Origin of the sequence: Enterobacter sp. BNK-16, assembly GCF_048684955.1 — a bacterium.
GTDB lineage: Bacteria > Pseudomonadota > Gammaproteobacteria > Enterobacterales > Enterobacteriaceae > Enterobacter > Enterobacter bugandensis.
On record NZ_JBLQTQ010000001.1, the window covers coordinates 3,088,588 to 3,114,348 of the forward strand.

28 protein-coding genes and 2 tRNA genes are annotated in these 25,761 nt (G+C 56.3%); 14 read left to right on the forward strand and 16 right to left on the reverse strand.

The genetic code is table 11. The features are described 5' to 3' along the window. Window positions 1–39: 39 nt before the first annotated feature. Both ACMGGH_RS14830 and ACMGGH_RS14835 read right to left on the reverse strand, forming a co-directional pair. Complete coding sequence (locus ACMGGH_RS14830; protein ID WP_232948144.1) at window positions 40–1,185, reverse strand: trans-sulfuration enzyme family protein; 1,146 nt, start codon at window positions 1,183–1,185, stop codon at window positions 40–42. 11 nt (window positions 1,186–1,196) lie between these two features. After that, on the reverse strand, window positions 1,197–2,567 hold the full coding sequence (locus ACMGGH_RS14835; RefSeq protein WP_232948145.1) for a pyridoxal-phosphate dependent enzyme: 1,371 nt from the start codon (window positions 2,565–2,567) through the stop codon (window positions 1,197–1,199). Window positions 2,568–2,967: 400 nt separating this feature from the next. Here ACMGGH_RS14835 and ACMGGH_RS14840 point away from each other — a divergent pair, with 400 nt between their 5' ends. From ACMGGH_RS14840 to fumD, 4 genes are all read left to right on the forward strand, one after another. Beyond that, on the forward strand, window positions 2,968–3,990 hold the full coding sequence (locus tag ACMGGH_RS14840) for a methionine ABC transporter ATP-binding protein (RefSeq protein ID WP_045630167.1): 1,023 nt from the start codon (window positions 2,968–2,970) through the stop codon (window positions 3,988–3,990). Further along, window positions 3,983–4,651: a methionine ABC transporter permease gene (locus ACMGGH_RS14845; RefSeq protein ID WP_028012874.1), complete on the forward strand. Its 669-nt coding sequence runs from the start codon at window positions 3,983–3,985 to the stop codon at window positions 4,649–4,651. Before ACMGGH_RS14840 ends, ACMGGH_RS14845 begins: the two co-directional genes overlap by 8 nt. Before the next feature lie 23 nt (window positions 4,652–4,674). Further along, complete coding sequence (locus ACMGGH_RS14850; RefSeq protein ID WP_028012875.1) at window positions 4,675–5,487, forward strand: MetQ/NlpA family ABC transporter substrate-binding protein; 813 nt, start codon at window positions 4,675–4,677, stop codon at window positions 5,485–5,487. Window positions 5,488–5,597: 110 nt separating this feature from the next. After that, window positions 5,598–5,807 (forward strand): fumarate hydratase FumD, encoded by a 210-nt coding sequence (fumD, locus tag ACMGGH_RS14855; RefSeq protein ID WP_028012876.1) that lies wholly within the window; start codon window positions 5,598–5,600, stop codon window positions 5,805–5,807. On the opposite strand, the gene ACMGGH_RS14860 is transcribed toward fumD, so the two are convergent. Genes ACMGGH_RS14860 through ACMGGH_RS14875 form a run of 4 tightly spaced genes read right to left on the reverse strand, consistent with a single transcriptional unit; the run spans window position 5,788 to window position 8,852 of the window. Continuing rightward, window positions 5,788–6,474: an amino acid ABC transporter permease gene (locus tag ACMGGH_RS14860; protein WP_028012877.1), complete on the reverse strand. Its 687-nt coding sequence runs from the start codon at window positions 6,472–6,474 to the stop codon at window positions 5,788–5,790. The two genes, fumD and ACMGGH_RS14860, sit on opposite strands and share 20 nt — an antisense overlap. Continuing rightward, window positions 6,458–7,204, reverse strand: a complete 747-nt coding sequence (locus ACMGGH_RS14865; RefSeq protein WP_059356946.1) for an amino acid ABC transporter permease — start codon at window positions 7,202–7,204, stop codon at window positions 6,458–6,460. The genes ACMGGH_RS14860 and ACMGGH_RS14865 overlap by 17 nt, the downstream gene beginning before the upstream one ends. Beyond that, window positions 7,204–8,019, reverse strand: a complete 816-nt coding sequence (locus ACMGGH_RS14870; RefSeq protein WP_192970964.1) for an amino acid ABC transporter ATP-binding protein — start codon at window positions 8,017–8,019, stop codon at window positions 7,204–7,206. The genes ACMGGH_RS14865 and ACMGGH_RS14870 overlap by 1 nt, the downstream gene beginning before the upstream one ends. A 2-nt stretch (window positions 8,020–8,021) precedes the next feature. Next, a complete protein-coding gene (locus tag ACMGGH_RS14875; protein ID WP_232948380.1) occupies window positions 8,022–8,852 on the reverse strand; it encodes an ABC transporter substrate-binding protein in 831 nt (276 codons plus the stop codon). 241 nt (window positions 8,853–9,093) lie between these two features. On the opposite strand from ACMGGH_RS14875, the gene ACMGGH_RS14880 reads away from it, so the two are divergent. From ACMGGH_RS14880 to ACMGGH_RS14890, 3 genes are all read left to right on the forward strand, one after another. Continuing rightward, window positions 9,094–9,261, forward strand: a complete 168-nt coding sequence (locus tag ACMGGH_RS14880) for a hypothetical protein (RefSeq protein ID WP_032644868.1) — start codon at window positions 9,094–9,096, stop codon at window positions 9,259–9,261. A gap of 144 nt (window positions 9,262–9,405) precedes the next feature. Next, window positions 9,406–10,812, forward strand: a complete 1,407-nt coding sequence (locus ACMGGH_RS14885; protein ID WP_232948146.1) for a DUF1996 domain-containing protein — start codon at window positions 9,406–9,408, stop codon at window positions 10,810–10,812. 16 nt (window positions 10,813–10,828) lie between these two features. Then, complete coding sequence (locus tag ACMGGH_RS14890; protein ID WP_028012882.1) at window positions 10,829–11,008, forward strand: LuxR C-terminal-related transcriptional regulator; 180 nt, start codon at window positions 10,829–10,831, stop codon at window positions 11,006–11,008. A 35-nt stretch (window positions 11,009–11,043) separates the two neighbouring features. On the opposite strand, the gene ACMGGH_RS14895 is transcribed toward ACMGGH_RS14890, so the two are convergent. Beyond that, window positions 11,044–11,184, reverse strand: a complete 141-nt coding sequence (locus ACMGGH_RS14895; protein ID WP_003857665.1) for a hypothetical protein — start codon at window positions 11,182–11,184, stop codon at window positions 11,044–11,046. Between the two features lie 125 nt (window positions 11,185–11,309). On the opposite strand from ACMGGH_RS14895, the gene ACMGGH_RS14900 reads away from it, so the two are divergent. Together ACMGGH_RS14900 and ACMGGH_RS14905 are read left to right on the forward strand one after the other, a co-directional pair. Beyond that, window positions 11,310–12,092, forward strand: a complete 783-nt coding sequence (locus ACMGGH_RS14900) for an MBL fold metallo-hydrolase (RefSeq protein WP_232948147.1) — start codon at window positions 11,310–11,312, stop codon at window positions 12,090–12,092. Between the two features lie 72 nt (window positions 12,093–12,164). Beyond that, on the forward strand, window positions 12,165–12,800 hold the full coding sequence (locus tag ACMGGH_RS14905) for a carbonic anhydrase (protein ID WP_028012884.1): 636 nt from the start codon (window positions 12,165–12,167) through the stop codon (window positions 12,798–12,800). Between the two features lie 28 nt (window positions 12,801–12,828). On the opposite strand, the gene ACMGGH_RS14910 is transcribed toward ACMGGH_RS14905, so the two are convergent. The 4 genes from ACMGGH_RS14910 to mdtK form a co-directional block, all read right to left on the reverse strand. Continuing rightward, window positions 12,829–14,424, reverse strand: coding sequence for an FAD-NAD(P)-binding protein (locus tag ACMGGH_RS14910; RefSeq protein ID WP_232948148.1), 1,596 nt, complete (start codon window positions 14,422–14,424; stop codon window positions 12,829–12,831). Between the two features lie 118 nt (window positions 14,425–14,542). Next, window positions 14,543–14,619, reverse strand: a tRNA-Val gene (locus tag ACMGGH_RS14915). Between the two features lie 4 nt (window positions 14,620–14,623). Next, a tRNA-Val gene (locus tag ACMGGH_RS14920) sits at window positions 14,624–14,700 on the reverse strand. 153 nt (window positions 14,701–14,853) lie between these two features. Continuing rightward, a complete protein-coding gene (gene mdtK, locus ACMGGH_RS14925; RefSeq protein WP_049138896.1) occupies window positions 14,854–16,227 on the reverse strand; it encodes an MdtK family multidrug efflux MATE transporter in 1,374 nt (457 codons plus the stop codon). Between the two features lie 225 nt (window positions 16,228–16,452). Here mdtK and ACMGGH_RS14930 point away from each other — a divergent pair, with 225 nt between their 5' ends. Then, window positions 16,453–17,094 carry a riboflavin synthase gene (locus ACMGGH_RS14930; RefSeq protein ID WP_028012887.1) on the forward strand — a complete coding sequence of 214 codons (642 nt, stop codon included), beginning with the start codon at window positions 16,453–16,455 and terminating at the stop codon, window positions 17,092–17,094. Between the two features lie 31 nt (window positions 17,095–17,125). Here the strand turns inward: ACMGGH_RS14930 and cfa are convergent, their stop codons facing one another. Beyond that, window positions 17,126–18,274 carry a cyclopropane fatty acyl phospholipid synthase gene (cfa, locus tag ACMGGH_RS14935; RefSeq protein WP_028012888.1) on the reverse strand — a complete coding sequence of 383 codons (1,149 nt, stop codon included), beginning with the start codon at window positions 18,272–18,274 and terminating at the stop codon, window positions 17,126–17,128. A gap of 297 nt (window positions 18,275–18,571) precedes the next feature. After that, window positions 18,572–19,762 (reverse strand): purine nucleoside transporter PunC, encoded by a 1,191-nt coding sequence (gene punC, locus ACMGGH_RS14940; RefSeq protein WP_232948149.1) that lies wholly within the window; start codon window positions 19,760–19,762, stop codon window positions 18,572–18,574. A 114-nt stretch (window positions 19,763–19,876) separates the two neighbouring features. On the opposite strand from punC, the gene punR reads away from it, so the two are divergent. After that, complete coding sequence (gene punR, locus ACMGGH_RS14945; protein WP_420299131.1) at window positions 19,877–20,788, forward strand: DNA-binding transcriptional activator PunR; 912 nt, start codon at window positions 19,877–19,879, stop codon at window positions 20,786–20,788. A 17-nt stretch (window positions 20,789–20,805) separates the two neighbouring features. On the opposite strand, the gene purR is transcribed toward punR, so the two are convergent. Further along, a complete protein-coding gene (purR, locus tag ACMGGH_RS14950; RefSeq protein ID WP_008500597.1) occupies window positions 20,806–21,831 on the reverse strand; it encodes an HTH-type transcriptional repressor PurR in 1,026 nt (341 codons plus the stop codon). A gap of 297 nt (window positions 21,832–22,128) precedes the next feature. Between purR and ACMGGH_RS14955 the strand changes: the two genes are divergently transcribed. Next, window positions 22,129–22,218 (forward strand): YnhF family membrane protein, encoded by a 90-nt coding sequence (locus ACMGGH_RS14955; RefSeq protein ID WP_020688313.1) that lies wholly within the window; start codon window positions 22,129–22,131, stop codon window positions 22,216–22,218. A 163-nt stretch (window positions 22,219–22,381) separates the two neighbouring features. Next, a complete protein-coding gene (locus ACMGGH_RS14960; RefSeq protein ID WP_045261503.1) occupies window positions 22,382–23,548 on the forward strand; it encodes an MFS transporter in 1,167 nt (388 codons plus the stop codon). Between the two features lie 37 nt (window positions 23,549–23,585). On the opposite strand, the gene sodB is transcribed toward ACMGGH_RS14960, so the two are convergent. Both sodB and ACMGGH_RS14970 read right to left on the reverse strand, forming a co-directional pair. Beyond that, entirely contained in the window at window positions 23,586–24,167 is a 582-nt protein-coding gene (gene sodB / locus ACMGGH_RS14965) for a superoxide dismutase [Fe] (RefSeq protein WP_028012892.1), read from the reverse strand. A gap of 122 nt (window positions 24,168–24,289) precedes the next feature. Continuing rightward, the gene (locus ACMGGH_RS14970; protein WP_028012893.1) at window positions 24,290–25,063 is read right to left on the reverse strand and encodes a C40 family peptidase; all 774 of its coding nucleotides are present in this window, start codon (window positions 25,061–25,063) and stop codon (window positions 24,290–24,292) included. Window positions 25,064–25,401: 338 nt separating this feature from the next. On the opposite strand from ACMGGH_RS14970, the gene grxD reads away from it, so the two are divergent. Further along, the gene (gene grxD / locus ACMGGH_RS14975; protein ID WP_003832760.1) at window positions 25,402–25,749 is read left to right on the forward strand and encodes a monothiol glutaredoxin 4; all 348 of its coding nucleotides are present in this window, start codon (window positions 25,402–25,404) and stop codon (window positions 25,747–25,749) included. Window positions 25,750–25,761: the final 12 nt, after the last annotated feature.

Below are 25,761 nucleotides of genomic sequence, written 5' to 3' on the forward strand. Positions count from 1 at the left end.
CAACTTTTGGCGGCAGGTGAGCGACCTGCCGCCGTTTGCTTATTTTTGCAGCGCCTGGCTGAGGTCGGCAATCAGGTCTTTTGGATCTTCAATGCCTACCGAGAGGCGGATCAGCTGCGGCACAATGCCGTTTGCCAGCCGTTGCTCCAGCGGAATCGAGGCGTGCGTCATGCTGTAAGGCTGGCTTACCAGGCTCTCCACGCCGCCCAGGCTTTCCGCGAGGGTGAACAGCTTCAGGTTGCGAATCACCTCGGTGGCGCGTTGCGCATCGCCTTTCACCACGACGGAAATCATCCCGCCCGGCAGGGCCATCTGAGTGCGGGCTAGTTGGTACTGCGGATGCGATTCCAGGCCGGGATAGAACACTTTTTCGACCAGAGGATGCTGCGCCAGCCATTGCGCAATCTCCAGCGCGTTGCTGCTGTGCTTTTCTACCCTCAGCGCAAGCGTGCGGATACCGCGCAGGGTCAGGAAGCTGCTGAACGGATCCAGGACGCCGCCCACCGCGTTTTGCAGATAGCCCAGCTTGTCCGCCAGCGCCGGATTATCTCCCACCACTGCCAGCCCGGCCACCACGTCAGAGTGCCCGTTAAGGTATTTGGTGGCGGAGTGCACCACGATATCGAAACCGGACTCCAGCGGGCGGTGGATCACCGGCGACGCGAAAGTGTTATCCGCCACGCTGATGACGTTATGACGACGGGCGATCGCCGCAATGGCCGCCAGATCCGCCAGCTTCAGCAGCGGGTTGGTCGGCGTTTCGACCCACACCATGCGGGTCTCCGGGCGAATGGCGGTCTCAAGCCCGGCTAAGTCGTCCGGTTTAACCCAGCTGACCTGCAAGCCCGTACTGCGTTTGCGCACGTTTTCAATCAGGCGGTACGTCCCGCCGTAAACGTCATCAATGGCGACGATATGGCTGTCTTTATCCAGCAGCTCGAGCACCGTGGAGATGGCCGCCAGTCCGGAGGCGAAGGCGTAGCCGCGCGTGCCGCCCTCCAGTTCGGCAATCGCCGTTTCCAGCGCATGGCGCGTTGGGTTGCCGCTGCGGGAATACTCATAGCCGGTATGCTCGCCGGGTGACGGTTGCGCAAACGTCGACGTGGCGTAAATCGGCGGCATGACGGCGCCGTGCGGGTCGTTGAATGCGCCGCTGTGGACGCTCAGGGTTGCCAGGTTTTTCATCGTTTAATCCTTTATTGCTGTAGACGATTGCGCCACGCGGTCAGGACGTCGCTGCGCGTAATCAGGCCGAGAAAACGGTCATTGTCGTTAATCACGGCCACCAGACCGCGGTCGAAGATGGCGTGCAGGGCGCTCTCCGGGGCACGTTTATCGAGAAATTCCACCTGACGGGTCATGGCCGCCGTGACCGGCAGGGCAAAGCGGTCGCCGTCGCCGCCGATATGCCGCAGCAGATCCCACTCGTCGATAATGCCCACCACCTTGCCGTTCTCCAGGACCGGCAGCTGAGAGATGTCATACAGGCGCATGCGTGCCAGCACGGTGGAAAGCGTATCGTCCGGCGCGGCGGTGACGGTAGCGCCTTCATCATGGCGCAGGGCAATGTAGTCGGAGAGATCCCCCGCCTGAGGGCGCGTGATAAGCCCCTGCTGTCGCATCCAGTCGTCGTTAAACATCTTCGAGAGATACTTATTGCCGCTGTCACAGGCAAAGGTCACCACGCGTTTCGCCACGGTCTGCGCCTGGCAATACTTCAGCGCCGCTGCCAGCAGCGTGCCGCTGGAGGAGCCCGCCAGAATGCCTTCCGTTTTCAGCAGCTCGCGCGCGGTGGCGAAGGCTTCGCGGTCGGAGATGCGCCAGGCGCGATTCACCCCTTCGATGTGGGCCAGCGGGGGAATAAAGTCTTCGCCAATGCCCTCTACCAGCCAGGAGCCCGCGTCGTGGTAGCGTCCGGTTTCCACCTGGTCGGCCAGCACCGACCCGGCGGGGTCAGCCAGGACAAACTCCGTGTGCGGAGAGTGCTCGGCGAACCACGCCTGCAGGCCACCGAGCGTACCGCCTGAGCCGACGCCGACGACGATGGCGTCAATCTTGCCGTCAAGCTGTTCATAGAGTTCCGGTGCCGTGGTGGTGCGGTGCGCCAGCGGGTTGGCCACGTTATTAAACTGGTCGATGTAAAACGTGCCGGGCAGCTCGTTGGCCAGACGCCGGGCGTAATCCTGGTAATAGGCGGGGTGGCCCTTATTCACGTCCGAGCGGGTCAGCACCACCTGAGCACCCAGCGCGCGCAGGTGGAAAATCTTTTCGCGGCTCATTTTGTCGGGCACTACGAGGATCAGCGAGTAGCCTTTCTGGGCGGCGATCAGCGCCAGGCCGAGGCCGGTATTGCCCGCCGTGGCCTCAATAATCGTGCCGCCCGGCTGCAGCTGGCCGGTACGCTCCGCTTCGTTAATCATCGACAGCGCAACGCGGTCTTTAATCGAGCCGCCGGGGTTCTGGTTTTCCAGCTTCAGAAACAGTGAGCAGGGACCGGTATCAAGCTTATGCAGCTGGATCAGCGGCGTGCGGCCAATCAGTTCGGTGACGGAGTGGTAAATCGTCATGATGTTTTCCTTTCGGGATGTCATGACGGGATGATAGGGCGATGAAATTTTCTCAATAAAGAACTATTCACTGCCGTTTAGAACAGAAAGGAATATAAATGCCGTTTTTGGATGTCAGGACAGCAAGACGTAAAGTTGTCTGGATGTGAGGATGGCTATATTGGGATAAAATGCTGCAAAAATGACCGTTTTTTGCGGGCGTCCGCCAGCAGATATGCATCCGGCAGATAATCATTGCTGAAATTGGTCTAAATATTTCCCACCCGGTAAATCCGCTGTTTATTTCCGAAAGTTATAACACATTCTTTTTTGTTCATTTAAAAGCTGATAACGCCTGTTTACTATCGTTTGGACATCCATACTGCTAAACAGCCATGCGCGAAACGGATAAAGAATAAGAATGATCGTACTCAGCAATATTTCGAAGGTTTTTGACAACGGAAAGGTCGCGCTGACTGCCGTTGATAACGTCAATTTGACGATAGAGCAGGGACAGATTTACGGCATTATCGGTTACAGCGGCGCCGGGAAAAGCACGCTGATTCGCCTGCTGAACGGTCTGGAGAAACCCAGCGCCGGGAGCGTCACCATTAACGGGCAGGATATCTCCGCCGCAAAAGGTGAAGCACTGCGCCAGGCGCGTCTGAAAATAAGCATGGTGTTTCAGCACTTCAACCTGCTGTGGTCGCGCACGGTGAGTGAGAACATTGCTTTCTCTATGCAAATTGCCGGTGTGCCAAAAGCGAAGATTAAGGCGCGCGTCGCCGAACTGGTGGAGCTGGTTGGCCTGAAGGGACGCGAAAATGCGTATCCGTCGCAGCTGAGCGGCGGGCAAAAGCAGCGCGTGGGGATTGCGCGCGCGCTGGCCAACAACCCCGACGTGCTGCTCTGCGATGAGGCTACGTCCGCGCTCGACCCGCAGACCACCGATCAGATCCTCGATCTTCTGCTGGACATTAACCGCCGCTTCAAGCTCACCATCGTGCTGATCACGCACGAGATGCACGTGGTGCGCAAAATCTGCGACCGCGTGGCGGTGATGGAGAACGGCAAAGTGGTGGAAGAGGGCGACGTGCTGAGCGTCTTTACCCATCCGCAGCAGCCGATTACGCAGCAGTTTGTCCGCCAGGTGAGCCAGTACGCCGAGGAAGAGACCTTCAACACCGAACTGGCAAGCGATCTGGAAGGCACGGTGATCAGGCTGACCTTTACCGGACACAGCACGCACAAGCCGATTGTCGGGGAACTCACCCTGCGCTACGGCCTGCCGTTTAACATCCTGCACGGAAAAATGACGCAGACCGCCCACGGTGTTTTCGGGCAGCTCTGGGTCCACGTGGCGGCATCCGATGAACAACTGAACAATATCCTCGCCGACCTGCAGCACAGCGATATTGAAGGCGAGGTAATTAAACATGTCTGAGAATCTCTTTCCGCATCTCAAGTGGGATCAGCTCTGGGCTGCAACGCTGGAGACGCTGTACATGACCGCGCTTTCCGGCGTGGCGACCTTTGTGCTGGGCATCGTGCTGGGGCTGGCGCTGTTTTTAACCGCGCGCGGTGGCTTGTTCCACAACCGCACGGTCTACAGCGTCATTTCGATAGTGGTGAACGTGTTCCGCTCGATTCCGTTCATCATTCTCATCGTTCTGCTGATCCCGTTCACCAAGACCGTCGTCGGCACCATTCTTGGTGCCAACGCGGCGCTGCCGGCGCTGATCGTGGGTGCCGCACCGTTCTACGCACGCCTGGTGGAAATTGCCCTGCGTGAAGTGGATAAAGGCGTGATAGAAGCCACGCGCTCGATGGGCGCACGGCTTAGCACGCTCGTGTTTCGGGTTTTACTGCCGGAATCATCACCTGCACTGGTATCAGGTATTACGGTGACGCTAATTGCGCTGGTGAGCTACAGCGCCATGGCGGGGGTGATTGGTGCCGGCGGTTTAGGAAATCTGGCTTATCTGGAAGGATTCCAGCGCAACCATGGTGACGTCACGCTGGTGGCAACGGTGACCATTTTAATCATCGTTTTCATTATCCAGTTCTGCGGCGATGTCATTACTTCACTGTTAGATAAACGCTAATAAATACACACAGGAACCACATCATGAAAAAGACACTGACACTGATCGCCGCCGCAACCCTGAGCGCCCTGAGCTTCGCCTCCTGGGCCGACACCCTGACCGTGGGCGCATCCAACACGCCGCACGCCGAAATTCTGGAGCAGGCAAAGCCGATTCTGGCGAAGCAGGGTATCGACCTGGAGATTAAACCGTTCCAGGACTACATTCTGCCGAACACTGCGCTGGCGGGTCATGACATCGACGCGAACTATTTCCAGCACATTCCTTACCTGAACAGCGTGCTGAAAGATCATGCGGGCGATAAAGACTACGATTTTGTCAGTGCGGGCGCGATCCACATTGAGCCAATCGGCATCTACTCAAAAAAATACAAATCCCTGAAGGATCTGCCGGAAGGCGGCAAGATCATCATGCGTGATGCGGTTTCCGAGGAAGGCCGTATTCTCTCCATCTTCGAAAAAGAGGGCGTGATCAAGCTGAAGCCGGGCATCGACAAAGTGACGGCGCGCATCAGCGATATCGTTGAGAACCCGAAAAAACTGAAGTTCACGCCGAACGTGGAAGCGTCCCTGCTGCCGCAGATGTATAACAACGACGAAGGCGACGCGGTGGTGATTAACGCCAACTATGCGATAGACGCCGGTCTGGATCCGGTTCACGACCCGATTGCGGTAGAGAGCGGTGAAAACAACCCGTACGCCAACATCATTACCGTGCATCGCGGTGACGAGAAGAAGAAAGACATCGTCGCGCTGGTGAACGTGCTGCACTCCAAAGAGATTCAGGACTGGATCCGCACCAAATACAAAGGCGCGGTCATTCCAGTAAACAACTAATTATTTGATTTTCCAGATGAAGCCCGGCGAGATCCTCGCCGGGCTTCTTTTTTGTATCCGGCGGGAGAATCATTTAAGCTCAACGTTTAACAGGCAATGGAGTGATGACGATGGGTAACGTGACCAAAGATGAAGCGCTGTACCAGGAGATGTGCCGGGTGGTCGGAAAGGTGGTGCTGGAGATGCGTGATTTAGGGCAGGAGCCGAAGCATATTGTCATTGCGGGCGTGCTGCGCACGGCGCTGGCGAACCAGCGCATCAAGCGCAGCGCACTGACAACCGAAGCGATGGAAACGGTGGTTAAGGCGCTGGCCGGCTAACGCGCCAGCGTTTCGCGACCTGTTCAAGCGAGCAGCAGAGCAAGTAATAGACCGCACCCGTAAAGATAAAGATGGCCGCCGGGTAGATTTGCACCCGGTTATTGACCTGTCCCGCCACCGTTGTCAGCTCCGGGACGTTGACGATGAATGCCAGCGACGTATCCTTCAGCAGGCTGATAAAAATTCCCACCAGCGACGGCAAAATATTTCTCAGCGTCTGCGGCAGTAGCACGCGCCACAGGGTTTGCTGCGTGCTGAACCCCTGAGACAGCGCGGCCTCGTTTTGACCCGCTGGGAGCGCCCTGAGCCCGGCAAAAACCGAATGCATCACCGATGCCGCCGTAAACCAGGCCAGCGCCAGCGTCACGGTCAGCGCCCCCGGCAGATCCCCTCCGGTGATCAGCGGCAACAGATACCACATCCAGAAAATCACAAAAATCAGGGGAATACCGCGAATCAACTCCGCCCACAGAAAAAGCCCCCTGCGCACCAGCCCAGGATAGCGCCAGGCGAGGCACGCCAGCGTCACGCCGCCGGGAAGCGCAAGCAGGGCGGCCCCTGCGGCCATCAGCAGCGAAAGCAGTACGCCGCCGGGTTCACCCGCTGCCGTTCGTCCCCACAGCAGATAATCCAGGTTTTCGACAATAACGTTAAATCCTGTAACCATCTTTTTTCCTCCCTGAATGCGGACCGACGCGCACCAGCACCATCCCCATGACAATGCCGGTAAGCAAATAGAGCACCGTACCGACGATAAACGCCTCCATGGCGTGGGCGTTGTAACTTTCAATCTGCCGGACCTGGTAGGTTAGCTCAGCGAAGCCAATCCCGCTGGCGAGCGAGGAGAGCTTCATCAAATTGAGGTACTGGCCGACAACGGGCTGCCAGGCGTTGGCGAGCCCCTGCGGCAGAAGGATGTAGCGAAATAAACGCCACGAGGAGAACCCTTGCGCCAGCGCCGCTTCCTGCTGTCCGGCAGGAACAGAACGCAGTCCCGATGCCGCTTCCTCAATTAAAAACGCCGAAGTAAAAACGCCCAGCCCCCAGGCAGAACATAAAAACTCAGGGGTAAACCACCAGACGTCGCCGGGCAGAATTGACCAGCTGTGATCCGCATTCACCGCGTCTCGAAAGCCCTGCGGTAACCCGTTCCAGGCGGCGAAATACCAGAACAGCAGCTGGACCAACAGCGGCGTATTGCGAAACAGCGATACCCAGCCGCTGACGACCGCATTCCCGATGCGTCCACCGGAAAGACGCAGGAGCAAAAAGGTCGGTGCAAGCAGGCTGGCGATCAGGCCCCCCGTCAGCGTCACCCACAGGGTGGTGAGAAATCCGGAGAGTATCCACTGCAGAGGCTGTCCGGCCAGCACACCCTGCCAGTCGAGGGCGGGCATCAGAGGTGCTCCTGGTGCAGCGGGTTCAGCACTTTTTGCAGGAAACGCTGCGCCCGGGGATGCGACGGTTGACTGAAAAATTGTCCCGGCGGCGCGGTTTCAAGAATCTGCCCGCCGTCGATAAAGACAATCCGGTCGGCAATTTCCCGGGCGAACTGCATCTCATGAGTCACGACAATCATGGTGATCCCGCTATGGGCAAGGGTTTTCATGACGAATAACACTTCGCCAATCATCTCCGGATCGAGCGCCGACGTCGGCTCGTCGAAGAGGATGATCTGCGGCGACGAGGCCAGGGCGCGGGCAATCGCCACGCGCTGCTGCTGGCCGCCGGAAAGTTCAGCGGGGAAGTGGTTAGCCTTTTCCTGCATTCCGACCTTCTCCAGCAGCGCCAGCGCGCGCTCCTGAGCTGGCTGCGGCTTCCAGCCGTGCACATGCTCCAGTGCGAGGGTGATGTTCTGGCTGGCGGTGAGGTGGGCATACAGATTGAACTGCTGAAACACAAATCCAACGCGGCTGCGCAGCTGACGCAGCCTGCTGCCGGAAAGCTGCCCGGTCGGCTTGCTGTCGACCAGGATTTCCCCGCCGCTCAGGGTTTCAAGCTGATTGATAAGACGGATCAGCGTTGATTTACCCGAACCGGAAGGGCCGAGAATAGCAACCACTTCACCGGGCGTGATGGTGAGGTTAATGTCGCGTAAAACCTGATGGTCGCCGTAGCGTTTGTCCACGTGACGAAACTCAACGCTGGCCTGTTCCAGATGTGAAAAATCCGCGGCACCGGCCGCGGAATGGGAAAATAAACCTGAGAGCATAATTACCTGGCTTCTATTTTAAAGGCGCGAGGCTGTGGAGCGGGCGTGTTTGGGCCAAACCAGACGTCATAGATCTTTGCCGCCTGACCGTTCTTCTCGAGATTAACCAGCTCATCGTTGACGGCTTTCAGCAGCGCTGTTTCACCTTTCTTCACCCCGACGCCAATTTCTTCTTTACTGAGCAGATCGGGCAGGATTTTAAAGTTCGCTTTATCCGGCGCCTGTGCCAGCAGGCCTGCAAGAATTGTGCTGTCCTGGGTAATGGCCTGTACGTTGCCGTTGCGCAGCGCCGTCAGCGCCAGAGGAATGTCGTCATAAGCCAGCACGCGGGACTGCGGGAAACGCTGGTGGAGCGCCTGTTCACCCGTGGTGCCTTTGACCGCGCCAATGCGCGCCCGGCTGTATTCATCCAGCTTATCGGGCGATTTGGCGGGAACCAGGAACTGTTGTCCGGTCACGAAATAGGGGGTGGAGAAATCAATCACCTGCGCGCGTTCCGGGGTGATGGTGATATCCGCTACGATCAGGTCTGCTTTACCGGACTGAAGCTGCGGAATTCGGTTGGCCGGATTGGTGGCAACCAGTTCAAGCTTCACGCCGAGTGATTTTGCCAGTGCTTTGGCAAAGTCCACGTCGTAACCCACGATCTCGTGCGTTTTTGCATCAATTGAGCCAAACGGTGGGTTGGCGTCAAACGTGGCGACTTTCACCACCCCCGCGGCCTTAATATCTTCCAGCCGATCGGCCAGCGCCTGCGCTGAAAACAGGCTCCCGGCGGCCAGTAATCCCAGAACTGCCGTCCCTTTTTTAAACCTTTTCATCTTTGCTGCCATAGTCATCGTTCGTCCCGTTGTTTTTGTTTTGCACCGTTACGCTCCCATAAGCAAAAGCTATCGCCAAATAAGAAAATGTTCTTTGCTCTATACAAAAAAGCATTATTGAACAGTGTGTTACCGGCAGGTAAATGTAAGGAGCTATTTGCACGTCCTGCACATCGACTGCCGGAATTGATATTTCCGCGGCCAGGAAACGCGTGCTTAACTCAGGGCTGGTGAAGCGAGAGGGGTAAAGGCAATGAAAAAATGGATCGGCACGCTACGGCGGTTTTTTGCGACCCGGCCAGCGAATGCGGAGAACAGCGCGCAGCGTGTTCTGGAGTCAATACTGCCTGTTGCCAGCCTGTATGGCGTGGACGTCGCTAACATCGACCCGGAGTGGTTCCATGATAAAACGTCACGCTGAACTTCGCCGCACGCGCGAAACGTACTGGAATGAGCTGTGCGTGATACGTGTAAAGCAGGGATGAACGGAAAAATAGGCGGGCAAATCCTCGGTAAACCCTGGCCGTTTTGATACCAATATCTCCTTTCTCAGAAGGAGATGATAATGAAACGGACAGTATTAACCCCGGCACTTTCTGCCACCGCACTACTGATTGCCATGCAGGCGGCGCACGCTGCGCCACAGGCGCACGTCGTTTGCGGTTACTCCCACACGCTCGGCGACGATGCCATTATGATGCACGGCATGCCCAACGAGGCCATGCTGCACGATTTTTTTGGCAACGTGCAAACGGATGCCTTCTCCAGCCGTGAATCGCTGCGTAAAGATGAAAAGACCACCTGCGATAACAAAGCAGACAGCTCGGCCTACTGGGCACCCTCTCTGAAATTGCCTGACGGAACGGTGGTCAAACCCGCCTATCAAAAAACCTATTATCAGGCATCGAACGTTGACGCCTGGCCGCTGCACCCGTTCCCGGCGGGGCTGTCGCTGCTGGCGGGCGATCATCACGGCACCGCCCCGAATCCACATATCACCTTCCTGTGCGCTAACGGCAAGGGCTACACCACCAAAACGGGTGAGGTCTGCGGCTTACGCAAGGCGAACGATGCCGTGCAGTTTAATATCGGCATTCAGTTTCCGAACTGCTGGGACGGGGTAAATCTTAAGCCCGCTCACGGTCTGGCCAACGCCACCTACGACACCAAAGGGCAGTGCCCGTCCGACTTCCCGGTGAAAATTCCCACTGTGAACATGAACATTGCGTACGTGCTCCCGACGATTAGCTCGCTCGATACCAGCAAAGCGCAGCTTTCTCTCGACCCCATCATGCACGGCAACGAGCGTGAAGAGCGGTGGGGGAGCCTGTATACGGCGCATGCTGATTTTATGAACGGCTGGACGGAAGACGCCGCGCGCTTTATGACCGACCTGTGCATGAACCGCGGTCTGGACTGCGGCACCACCGTTCCGTATGATTATTCAAAAGCGAAGGCCAACGTCTGGCTCAGCAGCCTGGAGCCCGCGCTTACCCAGCCAGAGCCCCAGGTCCTGCTGGTGCAGGATAACTGGCAGAACGGCGGGCGCACCAAAAACAGCGAAACGCTGTCGCTGGTGAAGTTTCACATTCCCCCGCTGCCTGCCGGACAGGATCCTTCGCAGTTTAAATACCGCGTGCGGATTTATGGCGGGAAAGTGGAAACCAACGGCGCGGATCAAATTTTCTTCTATCCGGCAAGCAACGACTGGGATCCGGCCAGCGTGAGCTGGCAGTCGCGGCCAGCCTGTAACTATCGTTCGGATGCGGTGCTTTACCTTAACCACTCCCGCGAATACCGGATGGTGGACGTGGATAAAGCGGTGCGCAAGGCGCTGGCAGAAGGGAAAACCGAGATTTCGTGGTACATCGGCGGCGATCGTCAGGGAAATCACTACCAGTTTGAGACGGCGTCTTCCCCTCAAAGCCTGATCCTGATGCTGACCGGCTTTAGCAAAACGCCGGAGATCTGATTACGCCCGCGTTTTTTTGTTCTCATCAACGTTAACTGGTAATGTCGACAGCCTGAAAAATGAGAAGGGCATTCTGGTTACCCTGACCGTACTGCTGGAAGGGTGCAGTAATAAAGAGGTGGCTGCACGCCTGAATCTTTCCCCGAGAACCGTGGAAGCGCACCGTGCGGCGGCCATTGACGGGCTGAAAAAGTAAGATAAAAAAGCACCGGTTTACCGGTGCTTTTTTTATCAAATCTTGCAGGCATCACCGCAGTCGTCGTCGGCAACAATCGCCTGCGCTTTTTTATCCGCGTCGTCCAGACGTTCCGCGTTACGCTCTTCCGCTTCATCCAGACCGTTAAAAACTAAGTTATCGAGATCAATTTCCATGTAGCACCTGCTCTGTTCGGTTTTTGATACTGGCACAGTATAGGGTAAAAAACGTCGGCAATGTACCTCGCAGCACATAAGGATAATCCCTGCCATACTCAGTGCTTTATCACCGAGGAGCGCTCATGATTACACTCTGTAAAACCTGCGGTACCTCCTATGATGGAAAGCCGGAGAGATGTCCGATTTGCGAGGATGAACGCCAGTATGTCCCGGTCAGCGGTCAGGCGTGGATTGATTACGCGACGGTGACGGCCACGCACGTGAATAAATGGCAGCAGCTGGAGCCCGCGCTGTTCAGTATCAAAACGGTTCCCGCTTTTGCGATTAACCAGAGGGCGCTCCTTCTGCGCACCCCGCACGGCAATATTCTTTGGGACTGCATTGCCAACCTTGATCCCGCAACCCAAACGCTCATCACCGCGCTCGGTGGCCTTCACGCCATTGCGATTTCGCATCCGCACTATTACACCACGATGCAGGAGTGGGCCGCGGCTTTCGGTGCGCCACTCTACCTGCACGCCAGCGACCGCGAATGGGTGATGCGCAACAGCCCGGCGATTCATTTCTGGGAGGGGGAGGCGCTGGAGATTTGGCCGTCCGTCACGTTGCTACGTCTCGGCGGCCATTTTGCGGGCGGAACGGTACTGCACTGGCAGGAGGGCGAGGGCGTTTTGCTGGCGGGGGATATTTTGCAGGTCACCCCGGGGAAAGATGCGGTGTCGTTTATGTGGAGCTACCCGAATATGCTCCCGCTGCCTGCCCGTACGGTTGAGAACATTACCCGGCGCCTGGCGGGAAAATCGTTCGCTCGTCTTTACGGCGCGTTCGAAGGGCAAAACATCCCGGCGAACGCCGACAACATCGTGCAGCGGTCGGGCCAGAAATATATTGCTTGTCTCAGGTAAAGTACGGTGGGTAAACTTTACGAGTGTGATCGCGATCATACCTAAACGAAAACAGATAAAAGAGAAATTGCTATGCAACATATCATTGAAGGTTTTCTCAGCTTTCAAAAAGAGATTTTCCCGCAACGTAAAGAGCTCTTTCGCAGTTTAGCGTCCAGCCAGAATCCCAAAGCGCTGTTCATCTCCTGCTCCGACAGCCGTCTGGTTCCTGAACTGGTCACCCAGCAAGAGCCGGGACAGCTTTTTGTCATTCGTAATGCTGGCAACATTGTCCCGCCTTTCGGGCCGGAGCCGGGCGGCGTATCTGCAACTATCGAGTACGCGGTGGTGGCGCTGGGCGTGACGGATATCGTGATCTGCGGCCACTCCAACTGCGGCGCGATGAAGGCAATTGCCGATAACGCCAACCTGGAGCCAATGCCAGCCGTATCGCACTGGCTGCGCTATTCCGACGCGGCGAAAGCCGTGGTAGAGAAGAAAAGCTGGGACAAGCCGATCGATAAAGTGAATGCGATGGTGCAGGAGAACGTGTTTGCGCAGCTGAGCAACATCAAGACCCATCCGTCCGTCGCGGTGGGCCTGCGTAATAATTCGCTTCGTCTGCACGGTTGGGTGTATGACATTGAAAGCGGCAAAATCCTTGCCCTGGATAAGAACACCAAAACGTTCGTATCGCTGTCGGAAAACCCGGAGGTCTTCTTCGAGTAATCACCGATAGCAGGGCATGGAAGCCCTGTCAGTTCTCCACGTACGGTAACCGACGCCGTCTCCCCGAGGCAGGTTTTTCAGCCGCCTTCGCCATCGCCTCTGCAATCTCCGCACACTCCGCCAGCCCCTGAACGAAGGGACTATCGTGCATCAGCCACGGTATCGCACCGAAAGCAATGCGCCCGCGAACCGTTTCAGGCGCTTTAAGCGTGTAATCCTCACCAATGTCGGGTATCTCGTCGCCCGTCTCTGCCAGCTGTTTACGCAGCGTCGGGAAAGGCAAGTCCTTTGTTTTGAGCGGCTTTTGCCCGCGCGCGTCAATAAACACGTCGAAACGATAAACGCTCTCTTTGGTGGTAATTACCGTCCGATCGCTGCCGGCGTCGAGCGTGTAATCATCGCCAAGCGCCGCCACGCTAATGATGCCGGCCTCGCGAAGCGCAAGCAGCCTGCGGATAGACTGCGGCGGGATGGCGGCATAGTTGTCGATAAACACGCGGGCGAGGCCCTGCTTAAAGCGCTCTCTGTCCTCTTCGCTGAGGTGGGGCACAATCTCCTGAACCACCTCATGCAGTCGAAGGACGGTATAGCGCCAGGCCACGGTGCGCCGTTCGCGTTTGTTGCGTTCAACCTCGCTGAGGTTCTCTTCCGCCCAGGTAAAGGGGCCGTGCCGTTTACGGTCCTCAAACCATGCCTCACGAAGGCTGTCGGCATCCTGGTTACGCAGAGAAATTTTCTCGCACCACGCCGGGTCAGCGAGCTCGAGCTCTTTCACCATCAGGGAAAATATGCGGTCAAGCAGGCCGTCCGATCCTTTGGCTATCTCGCGTTCAACCACGAATTCGGTCAATACCGACAGCGGTTCGTAAGGGATTGGACAGTAAAAATCGGCTTCCGGCAGAATGCCCGTGCGGGACATCAGCGTAATGTTTAACCCTTCGCTGCCTTTGTCGAGGAGGAATTTACCGTCACGAAACTCACCGTGCTGCATTACCACCGCCATAGCCGCGTCCAGACCGCTCAACGACGTTCCCATAATGCCCACGCGGCAAGGGGGAATGCTGGCGTCCATCAACCCCGACCACGGGCTGGGGAAGAACGTGCGCGTGGCTTCCTCCTCATCTGGCCAGACGTGGCCGGTGGCGATAACCGCCAGGTCGAACCGATCGGGCAAAGTGGTGTCGTTGACGGAAAGCGTTACGCCGGTTATCGAGGGGATGATGTCCGTTACCTTCGCGGATTCATGGACTGCAACCTGGAACCCCAGTTTTTTTGCCTCTTTCACGATTGAACGCAAGCTGTCGCGAAAATACTCACCCAACAGGAGTCGAGGCAGGAACTGCCGGTCATGCAGGCTGGCTTTATCAACCTTAAAGCGCGCCAGATGGGCGTCGCTCTGTTCCTTGAGCCAGTCGAGGTAGGTCATAAAAATGGGCGGGATTTCTATGCTCGCAATGTTCGCCAGCATCAGCCGGGAATTATCGTCGTCGTTATAGGGCATGCCCACGCCAGCTTCATCGGCCTGTTCGAAGACGGATACGGAGAGCGGGGTGCTGTTATTAAGCAGATGATAAAAGGTGTAAATCCCTGTAGGGCCGGAGCCGATAATCGCGATATTCTTCATTGACGCGCTTCCTGTATTTATTCCATAAGAAAAGCGTAGCAGGAGAATAATGATGAAAATAAGCGATTAAGAAAATTCAGGGTAAAAGGGGAGAATTTGCACCATTTCAGGACTGAAATGGTGCGTCCGAGTGGACTCGAACCACCGACCCCCACCATGTCAAGGTGGTGCTCTAACCAACTGAGCTACGGACGCAGAATGGTGCGTTCAATTGGACTCGAACCAACGACCCCCACCATGTCAAGGTGGTGCTCTAACCAACTGAGCTATGAACGCAACGTGTTGTCGGTGACAACGGGGACGAATATTAGCGGCACAGCATCAAGGAGGCAAGAGGGAAAACGCATTTTTCTCTCTGATTTCACGCGATTGCTTCATTACCGCGCAAAGTGAAGAGAAAGTAGCCGCCAGCTGGCGGCTACTGCGTAGTTAACGCGCAGCGCGCTGCAAAATTACCGTTGACGGCTGGCGCTGCAGGAAGCGCATGCGCATCATCATCATGATCGCCGCCGACGTCAGTCCGATGATAAAGCCCATCCAGAATCCGGCTGGCCCCATGCGATCAACGACCAGATCGGTCAGCGCCAACACGTAGCCAGTAGGCAGACCCAGCACCCAATAGGCGATAAAGGTAATAAAGAAGATCGAACGCGTGTCTTTATATCCGCGCAATACGCCGCTGCCAATCACCTGGATGGAGTCAGAAATCTGATACACCGCAGCCAACAGCATCAGGTGCGAAGCCAGCGCCACCACGTCCGGGTTGTCGTTATAGAGCAGGGCGATCTGCTCGCGCAGCGCCACCGTAAACAGCGCCGTACAGATGGCCATGCAAACACCGACGCCCAGCCCGGTGCGCGCGGCCGTTTGCGCATCCAGGGTGGAGCCCTGTCCCAGGCGGAAGCCGACACGAATCGTCACCGCCGCCGCCAGCGACATCGGCAGGACGAACATCAGGGAGCTGAAGTTGAGCGCAATCTGGTGTCCGGCCACGTTAACAATCCCCAGCGGGGAGACCAGCAGGGCAACCACGGCAAAGAGCGTCACCTCAAAGAACAGGGCCAGCGCAATCGGCAAGCCTAGCTGCACCAGGCGCGTCATGATGCTCCAGTCCGGCGTGCTGAATCTGTTCTCGTTACGAATATCGCGCATTGAACGGGCGCGTTTCACATAAGCGATCATACTGAAGAACATTACCCAGTAAACCGCAGCCGTCGCCACGCCACAGCCGACGCCGCCCAGCTCCGGCATTCCAAAATGGCCGTAGATAAAGATGTAGTTCACCGGAATATTAACCAGCAGGCCGATAAAGCCCATCACCATGCCGGGCTTGGTTTTCGCCAGCCCTTCACACTGGTTACGGGCGACCTGGAAAAAGAGGTAGCCGGGCGCACCCCAGAGCAGGGCGCGCAGATAGCCCACGGCTTTGTCTGCCAGCGCCGGGTCAATATTGTGCATGGCGCGGATGATATGACCCGCGTTCCAGAGCACGACCATAATCAGAACAGAGACAAACCCTGCCAGCCAGAAACCCTGGCGGACCTGATGGGCAATACGCTCGCGACGACCCGAGCCATTAAGCTGAGCGATAACCGGGGTGAGGGCGAGCAGCAGACCGTGGCCGAACAGGATGGCCGGCAGCCAGATTGACGTGCCGATGGCAACGGCCGCCATATCGGTGGCGCTGTAGCCACCCGCCATTACCGTATCCACAAATCCCATTGCGGTCTGGGCCACCTGCGCGACGATCACTGGTATAGCCAGTGCCAATAGCTGGCGCGCTTCATTCATGTACTTCTGCACGTGAACACCTTTATTTTGTAGTTATATGAGAGACTAAAAAAGCCGCCGAAACGGGCAGCAAGAAGAAAATGCAGGGGGGTGCCAGCTATTGTAGCGGGCTTTAGCTATTTATCTAGTGAAAAAATCGCCAGAAAATGCGCTCCGCTGGCAACCTGTTTTTCCAACTGTTATTGTGGTGGGATTAAACGGTGTCACCACCGTCCGGAAAAAACAGGAGTTGTAAGCATGTTTACTGGTATTGTGCAGGGCACCGCCAAAGTGGTGTCCATTGATGAAAAACCTAATTTTCGTACTCATGTTGTAGAGCTGCCGGAATATATGCTCGACGGCATCGAAACCGGCGCCTCGGTTGCCCATAACGGCTGCTGCCTGACCGTCACCGAAATTAATGGTAACCAGATTAGCTTTGATTTAATGAAAGAGACGCTGCGTATTACTAACCTGGGCGAGCTGGTGGTGGGGGACACCGTCAACGTTGAGCGCGCGGCGAAGTTCAGCGACGAGATTGGCGGCCATCTGATGTCCGGGCACATCATGACCACCGCCGAAGTGGCGAAAATCGTTACATCAGAAAATAACCGTCAAATCTGGTTTAAAGTGCAGGACCCCTCATTAATGAAATACATCCTCTATAAAGGGTTTATTGGCATTGATGGGATTAGTCTGACGGTGGGAGAAGTTACTCCGACGCGTTTTTGCGTGCATTTAATTCCCGAGACGCTGCAGCGCACCACGCTGGGTTCGAAAAAACTGGGGCATCGCGTGAATATCGAAATCGATCCGCAAACCCAGGCGGTTGTAGATACCGTTGAGCGCGTGCTGGCCGCAAAAGAAGCCGCAATAATTAAAGCTGTAGAAGAAGAATAAAAAATAACCCCGGCTGGCCGGGGTTATTTTTCTAGCGTGCGACCCGCAAGCCGTGTTCAATCCCACGGCTGAAAACAACCTGCCAGAGCTGAATATCTCGCGCGCGAAACGCCCCCGCGCAGGCATTCAGATAATAGCTAAACATCCGCTTGAATCGTTCAGAATAGTTGTCCGCAATTTCAGGCCAGGCTTCCTGAAAACGTGCATGCCACGCCATTAACGTGGTGTCGTAATCCGCGCCGAAGTTATGCCAGTCTTCCATCACGAAATGGGATTCGCTGGCGTTGGCAATCTGGCGTACGGACGGTAAACAGCCATTCGGAAAGATGTATTTGTTGATCCACGGGTCAACGTTATTGTCGGTCCGCTTAGAGCCGATGGTGTGCAGCAGGAAAATACCGTCCGGTTTCAGATTACGGTCCACCACCTCGAAATAGGTGTCGTAGTTTTTCGGCCCGACGTGCTCAAACATGCCCACGGAAACGACCCGGTCAAACTGTTCGTTCAGATCCCGGTAATCCTGCAGGCGGATATCCACATCAAGCCCCAGGCACCGCTCCTGCGCCATTTTTTGCTGTTCAGCGGAAATGGTGACGCCGACCACGCTGACGCCGTAGTGCTTCGCCATAAAATACGCCAGCCCGCCCCAGCCGCAGCCGATATCCAGCACGCGCATACCGGGCTGCAACTGCAATTTCTCGCTAATCAGGCGCAGCTTGGCCTGCTGAGCCTCTTCAAGCGTCGACGCCTCTTTCCAGTAGGCGCAGGAGTATTGCATGAAGGGGTCCAGCATGCGGCTGAACAGATCGTTGCCGAGATCGTAATGCTCTTTGCCGACGATCCAGGCACGCTTTTTACTTTGCAGGTTAAAGAGACGGGCAGAGGCGACACGCAGGGTGTCTTTAAGATTACGGGGGAGCTGTTTTTCCAGACCAGCACGCAGCACGCTGGCGAAAAAAGTATCCAGCCGTTCGCATTCCCACCAGCCGTCCATATAGCTTTCCCCCAGGCCTAGCGACCCCTCGCGCAACACGCGTTTAAAAAAATCGGGATGTTTAACCTGAGGATCCGATGGGGATGATCCGTTGATAGTGATGCCTGCCCGACCTAACAGTTCACTGACGATCCGGGACCAGTTATCGTCCGGAACGCTGACTTCTTCTATACACGATGAACTCATAGCTTCTCCATCACCCTACTGTGATCAGAACCTTAAAACAGCGTAGACGCTTTTTTGGTTTGTGAGAAATCTCACGGTAAATACCGCGAGGCTAGTATCCGACGTAGAACAGAGGAAGGGAGATAACCCTTGCCGAAATGCCTTCCATGGTAAAACGGGAGCACTCCGGCTCCCGTTAACACATAATATTTATCGTATTTAATCGAACCAAATTTAGTATAGGCCTCAAAATTTGGTGATTCAATAGAAAATTCTTAGCAACCTAATCACTGAAAATTAACATAGTTTCTGGCGCGATTAGGCATGCGAGGTTTCTACCTGAGTGTTCTCATCCTGCGCGGAAGCCTGCATGCGATAGCCTATGACGGCCAGCGCAACGGTAGCCAGCATCACGCTGGTTGTCGTCAGCAGCGGCGTGGCAATCAGCGCGGAGACCACCAGGCTTGCCAGGAAGCACAGCCCCAGCTGCAGGGTGTTCTGCAGCGCAGCCGCGCGGCCTGTCGCTTGCGGGAACGGACGCAGCGCCTGCGCCACAACGATAGGGTAGATCGCCCCGTTCGCGATGGCCATCACGCAGAATGGAATCAATATTTCGGCCAGACCCGCGCCCGGAATAAACCCAACGGCCCAGGTGCCGATGACGCTCAGCGCATAGAGCACCAGCAGCCACGGCAGCATCTGCTGGCCTTCCCATTTTTGCAGCGCCGCACGACAGCCGTACCCGCCCACCAGGAACGCGATGGTCTGCGGAACGTAGCTCAGGCCAATGGCCGCAGGGCTATAGCCCATATCGTGCAGAATAAAAGGCGAACCGGTCAGCCACGCGAAGAAGCTCGCCGAGCAGGCGGCATAGATCAGAACGTTGCCGCGATACGCTTTCGCGCTCAGCAGGGAGGTGAAGGTAATCGGCTTCGCGTCTGCGTGCGCCTCTTTTTTATGCGCGGGCTTGAGGGCGAACGCCGGCAGCATCAGCACCAGCGTGATGGCAAACAGCGTGGCAAAGATGGCCTGCCAGTCAAAGTGCGCGAGGATCCAGCTTCCCAGCAGCGGGGCGAGGGCCGGTGAGAGCCCCACCAGCGGCATGATGGTGGCGAAAATACGGTTAGTGCGGTTCGCGGGGTAGTAGTCGGTGACCAGCGCCTGCCAGGTCACGGCCGCGGCACAGACGCCGACCGCCTGAACAAACCGCAGCACCAGCAGCCAGGTAGCATCGCGCACCCATAGCATCCCCAGGCAGCCCACGGCAAAAATGGCCAGCCCCAGCAGCAGCACCGGTTTACGACCGAAGCGATCCGAGAGCGGTCCCCAGAGCAGCTGTGCGAAAGCAAAACCGGCAAGGAACAGGCTCAGGCTGGCGCTGATGGCCGCGGCAGGAGTTTGCAGGTCTTCCTGCATCGCGGCAAACGCCGGCAGGTACATGTCGGTGGCCAAAAAGCCCAGCACGCTTAAGCCGCCGAGCCAGACTAAAAATCCTTTCCTGGGTTGCATTCTTTTATTCTCCTGAGGAGGCAGGTGTACGTTGGCGCAGAGTGTAGGGAGTGCAAAGCGGCTTGTGAAACGCTAATATTTGGCGGGTGCATTCAAATTTTTTGCAGGCAGAAAATGTGGTCAGATTATTCTCTTGAAGTGGTCGATGCTGTCGCGCGTAACGGCAGCTTTAGCGGAGCGGCGCAGGAGTTGCACCGCGTCCCTTCGGCCATCAGCTATACGGTGCGACAGCTTGAGGAGTGGCTGGCGGTACCGCTGTTTGAACGGCGGCATCGTGATGTGGAATTAACGCCCGCAGGGGCGTGGTTTTTAAAGGAAGGGCGTTCTGTTATCAAAAAAATGCAGATCACCCGCGAGCAGTGCCAGCAGATCGCGAACGGCTGGCGGGGCCACCTTTCCATTGCGGTGGATAACATCGTTAAGCCCGAGCGCACCCGGCAGATGATTGTCGATTTTTATCGGCATTTCTCTGACGTAGAACTGCGGGTCTCGCAGGAGGTATTCAACGGCGTCTGGGATGCGCTGGCGGATGGCAGGGTAGAGATGGCGATTGGCGCAACCCAGGCGATCCCGGTCGGGGGACGTTACGCCTTCCGCGATATGGGGATGCTGAACTGGAAATGCGTGGTGGCAAGCGATCATCCCCTGGCGGCGACGGAAGGGCCGCTGAGCGACGATACGCTGCGCAGCTGGCCGTCGCTGGTGCTGGAAGATACCTCCCGCTCGCTGCCGAAGCGAATTACCTGGCTGCTGGACAACCAGCGGCGGGTTGTCGCCCCTGACTGGGGATCGTCGGCGACGTGCCTCAGCGCCGGGCTCTGCGTAGGCATGGTGCCCGCCCATTTTGCACGTCCGCGAATCGACACCGGTGAGTGGGTTGAGCTGACGCTGGAGAATCCGTTTCCGGATGCGGCCTGCTGCCTCACCTGGCAACAAAATGATGTCTCGCCGGCGATGGCCTGGCTGCTGGACTATCTGGGGGACAGCGAAACGCTTAACCGGGAGTGGCTGCGGGAGCCAGACTGACTGGCTCCGCAATGAAATTAACGACGGTAGTCGCGGAACGGGCCATCCGCAACGGAACGGCGTTCGATGAGGCGAGGGTGAACTTCAATCGACTGCGACTCTTCACGCTTGTTGACGATCCTGTCCAGCAGCATATTGAAGGCGGTTTCACCCAGCGAATCTTTCGGCTGGTGAATGGTGGTCAACGCTGGCGTGAAGAAGCGCGCGTTGCGCACGTTGTCATACCCGATCACGGAGATGTCCTGCGGAACGCGCAGACCCAGCTCGTCGGCTGCACAGAGGGCGCCCATCGCCATGATATCGCCCCCGCAGAAGACGGCGGTTGGACGGTGAGGCTGGGAGACGATCTGCTGCATCGCGCGGTAGCCTGATTCCGGCTCAAAGTCGCCCTGCACGATCCAGTTTTCCGGCACGGTGATTAGCGCTTCTTCCATCGCTTTCATAAAACCAGCCAGGCGGCCCGCACCGGTGTTGCGTTCCAGCGGACCCGGGATCACGCCAATCTCGCGGTGGCCGCGTTCGATCAGATAACGGCCCGCCATGTAACCGCCTTCGAAGGCGTTATCGATAACGGAGTCGGTGAAGTCGGCGCGCGCTTCGCCCCAGTCCATCACCACCATAGGGATATGGCGATACTCTTCCAGCATCGACAGCACGGATTCCGGGTACTCAGAACACATCACCAGCAGGCCGTCCACGCGCTTTTGCGCCATCATCGACAGGTAGGCGCGCTGTTTTTCAATGCTGTTCCAGGCGTTGCCGAGAATCAGGGTATAGCCTTTCTGGAAGCAGTTTTTTTCTACCGCTTCAATGATCTCGGCAAAATAGGCCGCTTCGCTGCTGGTCGCCAGCAGACCAATAGACTTGGTGTGATTAACCTTGAGGCTGCGCGCAACCGCGCTTGGCGAGTAGTGCAGCTCTTTGATCGCTGCCCAGACGGCGTTGCGCGTCTCTTCCGCCACAAAACGGGTTTTGTTAATTACATGTGATACGGTTGTAGTGGAAACGTTTGCGCGTTTTGCTACGTCTTTAATTGTTGCCATTAAATGTTACTCCAGACCATATCCTAAACTCCTGAAAAACTTGAAGGTAAACGTTTGCCTTCTCTCACCCTTATCACGCAATTTCGAATTGCGGCACGCCGGGAAAACGACACGGGACGTCAGGAGGGGGTCAATGGCCGGTACGCTAATAAATTTAGCGTGGAATTTTGGCCTATCTTGATGAAAAGGGGAAGAGGTAAAGTGTTTATCAGCTTAAATCCAGGAAGATTTTTGACGTAAACTGTGCAAAAATGAGCAAGCTCACTTTTCGTGGGGGGATTAAAAGGAGAAAAATTGATGAGTTCCGATCTGAAGTTTTCGCTGTTCACCACCGTTATTGTGCTGGCGCTGATTGTGGCGGCTGGCCTGACGGCTGCGCTGCATTGATTTACGCGGGGGGAGAGCCTTCTCCCTCCCGAACGCTCCGATTGTTACTTCTCTGGCAAAAATCTTTTGCCATTTTGTTAACTTCTCATTTTTTGTGATTGATGTCATGCTTTCCGCTTCTTTGTTCTGTGTCACCACATGACACGGCATCCGGAGTTGACGCATGAAAATCAATTTTCCCCTGCTGGCCCTGGCGATTGGCGCTTTTGGGATTGGCACCACTGAATTCTCCCCGATGGGGTTACTGCCCGTTATCGCCCGGGGCGTGGACGTCTCGATCCCGGCCGCCGGGATGTTAATCAGCGCCTACGCCATCGGCGTGATGGTGGGGGCGCCGCTGATGACGCTTCTGCTTTCGCACCGTGCGCGCCGCAATGCGCTGATTTTCCTGATGGCGATTTTCACCCTGGGCAACGTGCTTTCGGCCATTTCGCCGGATTACACCACTCTGATGCTGTCGCGCATTCTGACCAGCCTCAACCACGGTGCCTTCTTTGGTCTGGGCTCGGTCGTGGCCGCAAGCGTGGTGCCAAAACACAAGCAGGCCAGCGCCGTGGCGACCATGTTTATGGGGCTGACCATCGCTAACATCGGCGGTGTTCCTGCGGCAACCTGGCTGGGCGAGGTCATTGGCTGGCGGATGTCCTTCCTGGCGACGGCCGGACTGGGCGTGGTCGCGATGGTGGCGCTGTTCTTCTCCCTGCCAAAAGGCAGCGCGGGTGAACGCCCTGACGTACGCAGAGAGCTGTCGGTGCTGGTGCGCCCGCAGGTGCTCTCCGCGCTGCTGACCACCGTGCTCGGGGCAGGGGCGATGTTTACCCTCTATACCTATATCTCGCCGGTCTTACACGACATTACCCACGCAACGCCACTCTTTGTTACCGCGATGCTGGTGCTGATTGGCGTGGGCTTCTCGATTGGCAACTATCTCGGCGGGAAATTTGCCGACCGTTCCGTGAGCGGCACGCTGAAGGGCTTTTTAACCCTGCTGATTGTCATTATGGTCGCGATCCCGTGGCTGGCGCAGAATGAATTCGGCGCGGCGATTGCGATGGTTGTCTGGGGCGCTGCCACCTTTGCCGTGGTGCCGCCGCTGCAGATGCGCGTGATGCGTGTCGCCCATGAGGCGCCGGGTCTCTCGTCTTCCGTGAATATCGGGGCATTCAATCTCGGCAATGCGCTGGGCGCCGCCGCCGGAGGCGCCGTGATTTCAGGCGGTCTGGGGTACAGTTTTGTGCCGGTGATGGGGGCGATTATTGCCGCGCTCGGCCTGCTGCTGGTGATGATGTCCGGCCGTAAACAGCCTGAAGCGGTTTGCACGGCTGAATAAGCAAAAACGCAGAAGGGTTACCCCTTCTGCGTGTCTCTTACGCGGCGAAGTTCTTCGCGACAAAGTCCCAGTTAACCAGAGCCCAGAAGTGCTCCAGGTAGTTCGGGCGCGCATTGCGGTAATCAATGTAGTAAGCATGTTCCCACACGTCCACGGTCATTAGCGGCGTAGCGCTGGTGGTCAGCGGGGTACCCGCGTTAGACGTGGACACGATAGCCAGTTTGCCATCCGCCTCTTTTACCAGCCACGTCCAGCCAGAACCGAAGTTCTTGATGGCGGCATCGGTAAACTTCGCTTTAAACTCTGCAAAGCTGCCAAAGGCGGCGTTGATGGCGGCTGCCAGTTCACCGGCAGGTTCGCCACCGGCATTCGGTGCCAGGCAGTGCCAGTAGAAAGTGTGGTTCCACACTTGAGCCGCGTTGTTAAAAACGCCACCCTCTGAACTGCGAACGATCTCTTCCAGCGTTTTGCCTTCAAAATCGGTGCCCTTGATGAGGTTGTTCAGGTTAGTGACGTACGTCTGATGATGCTTGCCGTAGTGGTATTCCAGGGTTTCCGCTGAAATGTGCGGTGCCAGGGCGTCTTTTGCATACGGTAGTGCAGGTAATTCGAACGACATTGCTTCTCTCCTTATTGTATTTTGTGTTGCCAATAACCCTACAGACAACAAGGACAGGATAGCAAATTGAAAGGGTATGCAAAAGAGGAACTTACCCTGCCGCAGATGCGGCAGGGCAGGGATTAACGAATGGTTTTTGGCGTCATGACGCGACGCGCGCCGACGTAATGACGTACCCAGTAATCTTCGCTGAGCGAGGTGATCTGAATGTCCTGACCGCTGCGCGGAGACTGGATGAATTTCCCGTTGCCGACGTAGACGCCCACGTGGTCAGCCGTACCGCGACCCTGCGTGCGGAAGAAGACCAGGTCGCCGTTTTCCAGCTCACCCCGGTTAACCGGTGACGCATCGCGCAGGTGATACATCTCATTGGCGGTACGTGGAATACGGAATTTAACCAGATCTTTATAGGCGTAATAGACGAGGCCGCTGCAGTCGAAACCGGTGCGCGGCGAACTGCCGCCCCAGCGATAAGGTTTGCCAATCTGCCCCATCAGTTTATTCATCGCGGTTTTTTGCGCTTTTTGCACACGCACTTTATGCACATCCGCCAGCTTTGTTACCTTCGTGCATTTGGCTTTATGGCCTTTACGGGTAATGCATTTTTCTGTAACGAGATTAGCGGCGGTCTGCGAAGCTTTATTTTTGGCGGTGCGGGTAGTGCGGGAAGATTTTGTTTTCGTCTTGCTGGAAGCGGTTTGTTTAGTCTGAGCGGTGGTTTTTTTCTTGTCGTTCTTGCTGCTGGTTTTTTTCTTACGTTCTGTTGCTTTCACCAGATGGCTTTTTTGTACAGCAGATTGCCGCGCCTGCTGAGAGGCGTTTGCCGCTGGCGTTAACGTGAGTGATGTAAACAGTAAAGCACAGAGCGTGATCGAGATTTTAGTTATCCGCGCCACTGGGCAGTCCCCTGATATATGCAGGTCATCAATAATACCCGCGTGTGATTTACAAAGCCCGTCGATTCTAATCTATAAAAACCCGAGAAGTTAATAGCATTTTTCAATCTAAAAACGTGTTTCGTTAGCAAGTGCAAAAAAATTCATCGTTCTGACGCACAATTGTTCACTCCCTAAGCAAAACCCTGACGGGCGAAGGGGTAAACACCATTTGCAATGCAACTTTTGTGGAGTCGGGGTAAAATATATAAACGTGACGAAAATGTTATTTTCCGATGCCAGCCTGACCCGCTACAATGTCAGACTACTGCCGTAACAGAAGTTAAAGGAAGCAAGACATGAGCACCACTATTGAAAAAATCCAGCGCCAGATCGCTGAAAACCCGATTCTGCTGTATATGAAAGGTTCTCCGAAGCTGCCAAGCTGCGGCTTCTCCGCGCAAGCGGTTCAGGCGCTGTCAGCCTGTGGTGAGCGTTTTGCTTACGTTGATATCCTGCAGAACCCGGACATCCGCGCTGAGCTGCCAAAATACGCTAACTGGCCGACCTTCCCGCAGCTGTGGGTAGACGGCGAGCTGGTGGGCGGCTGCGATATCCTGATTGAGATGTATCAGCGCGGCGAACTGCAGCAGCTGATCAAAGAGACGGCGGCGAAGTACAAAACGGAAGAGCCGGACGCTGAATAATTTTCTGCGTTA

What these genes read in the sequence shown, in the direction of transcription:
- ACMGGH_RS14830 (WP_232948144.1), bottom strand. Translation starts at nt 1,185, where the DNA reads ATGAAAAACCTGGCAACCCTGAGCGTCCACAGCGGCGCATTCAACGAC.
- ACMGGH_RS14835 (WP_232948145.1), bottom strand. Translation starts at nt 2,567, where the DNA reads ATGACGATTTACCACTCCGTCACCGAACTGATTGGCCGCACGCCGCTG.
- ACMGGH_RS14840 (WP_045630167.1), top strand. Translation starts at nt 2,968, where the DNA reads ATGATCGTACTCAGCAATATTTCGAAGGTTTTTGACAACGGAAAGGTC.
- ACMGGH_RS14845 (WP_028012874.1), top strand. Translation starts at nt 3,983, where the DNA reads ATGTCTGAGAATCTCTTTCCGCATCTCAAGTGGGATCAGCTCTGGGCT.
- ACMGGH_RS14850 (WP_028012875.1), top strand. Translation starts at nt 4,675, where the DNA reads ATGAAAAAGACACTGACACTGATCGCCGCCGCAACCCTGAGCGCCCTG.
- fumD (WP_028012876.1), top strand. Translation starts at nt 5,598, where the DNA reads ATGGGTAACGTGACCAAAGATGAAGCGCTGTACCAGGAGATGTGCCGG.
- ACMGGH_RS14860 (WP_028012877.1), bottom strand. Translation starts at nt 6,474, where the DNA reads ATGGTTACAGGATTTAACGTTATTGTCGAAAACCTGGATTATCTGCTG.
- ACMGGH_RS14865 (WP_059356946.1), bottom strand. Translation starts at nt 7,204, where the DNA reads ATGCCCGCCCTCGACTGGCAGGGTGTGCTGGCCGGACAGCCTCTGCAG.
- ACMGGH_RS14870 (WP_192970964.1), bottom strand. Translation starts at nt 8,019, where the DNA reads ATGCTCTCAGGTTTATTTTCCCATTCCGCGGCCGGTGCCGCGGATTTT.
- ACMGGH_RS14875 (WP_232948380.1), bottom strand. Translation starts at nt 8,852, where the DNA reads ATGGCAGCAAAGATGAAAAGGTTTAAAAAAGGGACGGCAGTTCTGGGA.
- ACMGGH_RS14880 (WP_032644868.1), top strand. Translation starts at nt 9,094, where the DNA reads ATGAAAAAATGGATCGGCACGCTACGGCGGTTTTTTGCGACCCGGCCA.
- ACMGGH_RS14885 (WP_232948146.1), top strand. Translation starts at nt 9,406, where the DNA reads ATGAAACGGACAGTATTAACCCCGGCACTTTCTGCCACCGCACTACTG.
- ACMGGH_RS14895 (WP_003857665.1), bottom strand. Translation starts at nt 11,184, where the DNA reads ATGGAAATTGATCTCGATAACTTAGTTTTTAACGGTCTGGATGAAGCG.
- ACMGGH_RS14900 (WP_232948147.1), top strand. Translation starts at nt 11,310, where the DNA reads ATGATTACACTCTGTAAAACCTGCGGTACCTCCTATGATGGAAAGCCG.
- ACMGGH_RS14905 (WP_028012884.1), top strand. Translation starts at nt 12,165, where the DNA reads ATGCAACATATCATTGAAGGTTTTCTCAGCTTTCAAAAAGAGATTTTC.
- ACMGGH_RS14910 (WP_232948148.1), bottom strand. Translation starts at nt 14,424, where the DNA reads ATGAAGAATATCGCGATTATCGGCTCCGGCCCTACAGGGATTTACACC.
- ACMGGH_RS14930 (WP_028012887.1), top strand. Translation starts at nt 16,453, where the DNA reads ATGTTTACTGGTATTGTGCAGGGCACCGCCAAAGTGGTGTCCATTGAT.
- cfa (WP_028012888.1), bottom strand. Translation starts at nt 18,274, where the DNA reads ATGAGTTCATCGTGTATAGAAGAAGTCAGCGTTCCGGACGATAACTGG.
- punC (WP_232948149.1), bottom strand. Translation starts at nt 19,762, where the DNA reads ATGCAACCCAGGAAAGGATTTTTAGTCTGGCTCGGCGGCTTAAGCGTG.
- punR (WP_420299131.1), top strand. Translation starts at nt 19,877, where the DNA reads ATGTGGTCAGATTATTCTCTTGAAGTGGTCGATGCTGTCGCGCGTAAC.
- purR (WP_008500597.1), bottom strand. Translation starts at nt 21,831, where the DNA reads ATGGCAACAATTAAAGACGTAGCAAAACGCGCAAACGTTTCCACTACA.
- ACMGGH_RS14955 (WP_020688313.1), top strand. Translation starts at nt 22,129, where the DNA reads ATGAGTTCCGATCTGAAGTTTTCGCTGTTCACCACCGTTATTGTGCTG.
- ACMGGH_RS14960 (WP_045261503.1), top strand. Translation starts at nt 22,382, where the DNA reads ATGAAAATCAATTTTCCCCTGCTGGCCCTGGCGATTGGCGCTTTTGGG.
- sodB (WP_028012892.1), bottom strand. Translation starts at nt 24,167, where the DNA reads ATGTCGTTCGAATTACCTGCACTACCGTATGCAAAAGACGCCCTGGCA.
- grxD (WP_003832760.1), top strand. Translation starts at nt 25,402, where the DNA reads ATGAGCACCACTATTGAAAAAATCCAGCGCCAGATCGCTGAAAACCCG.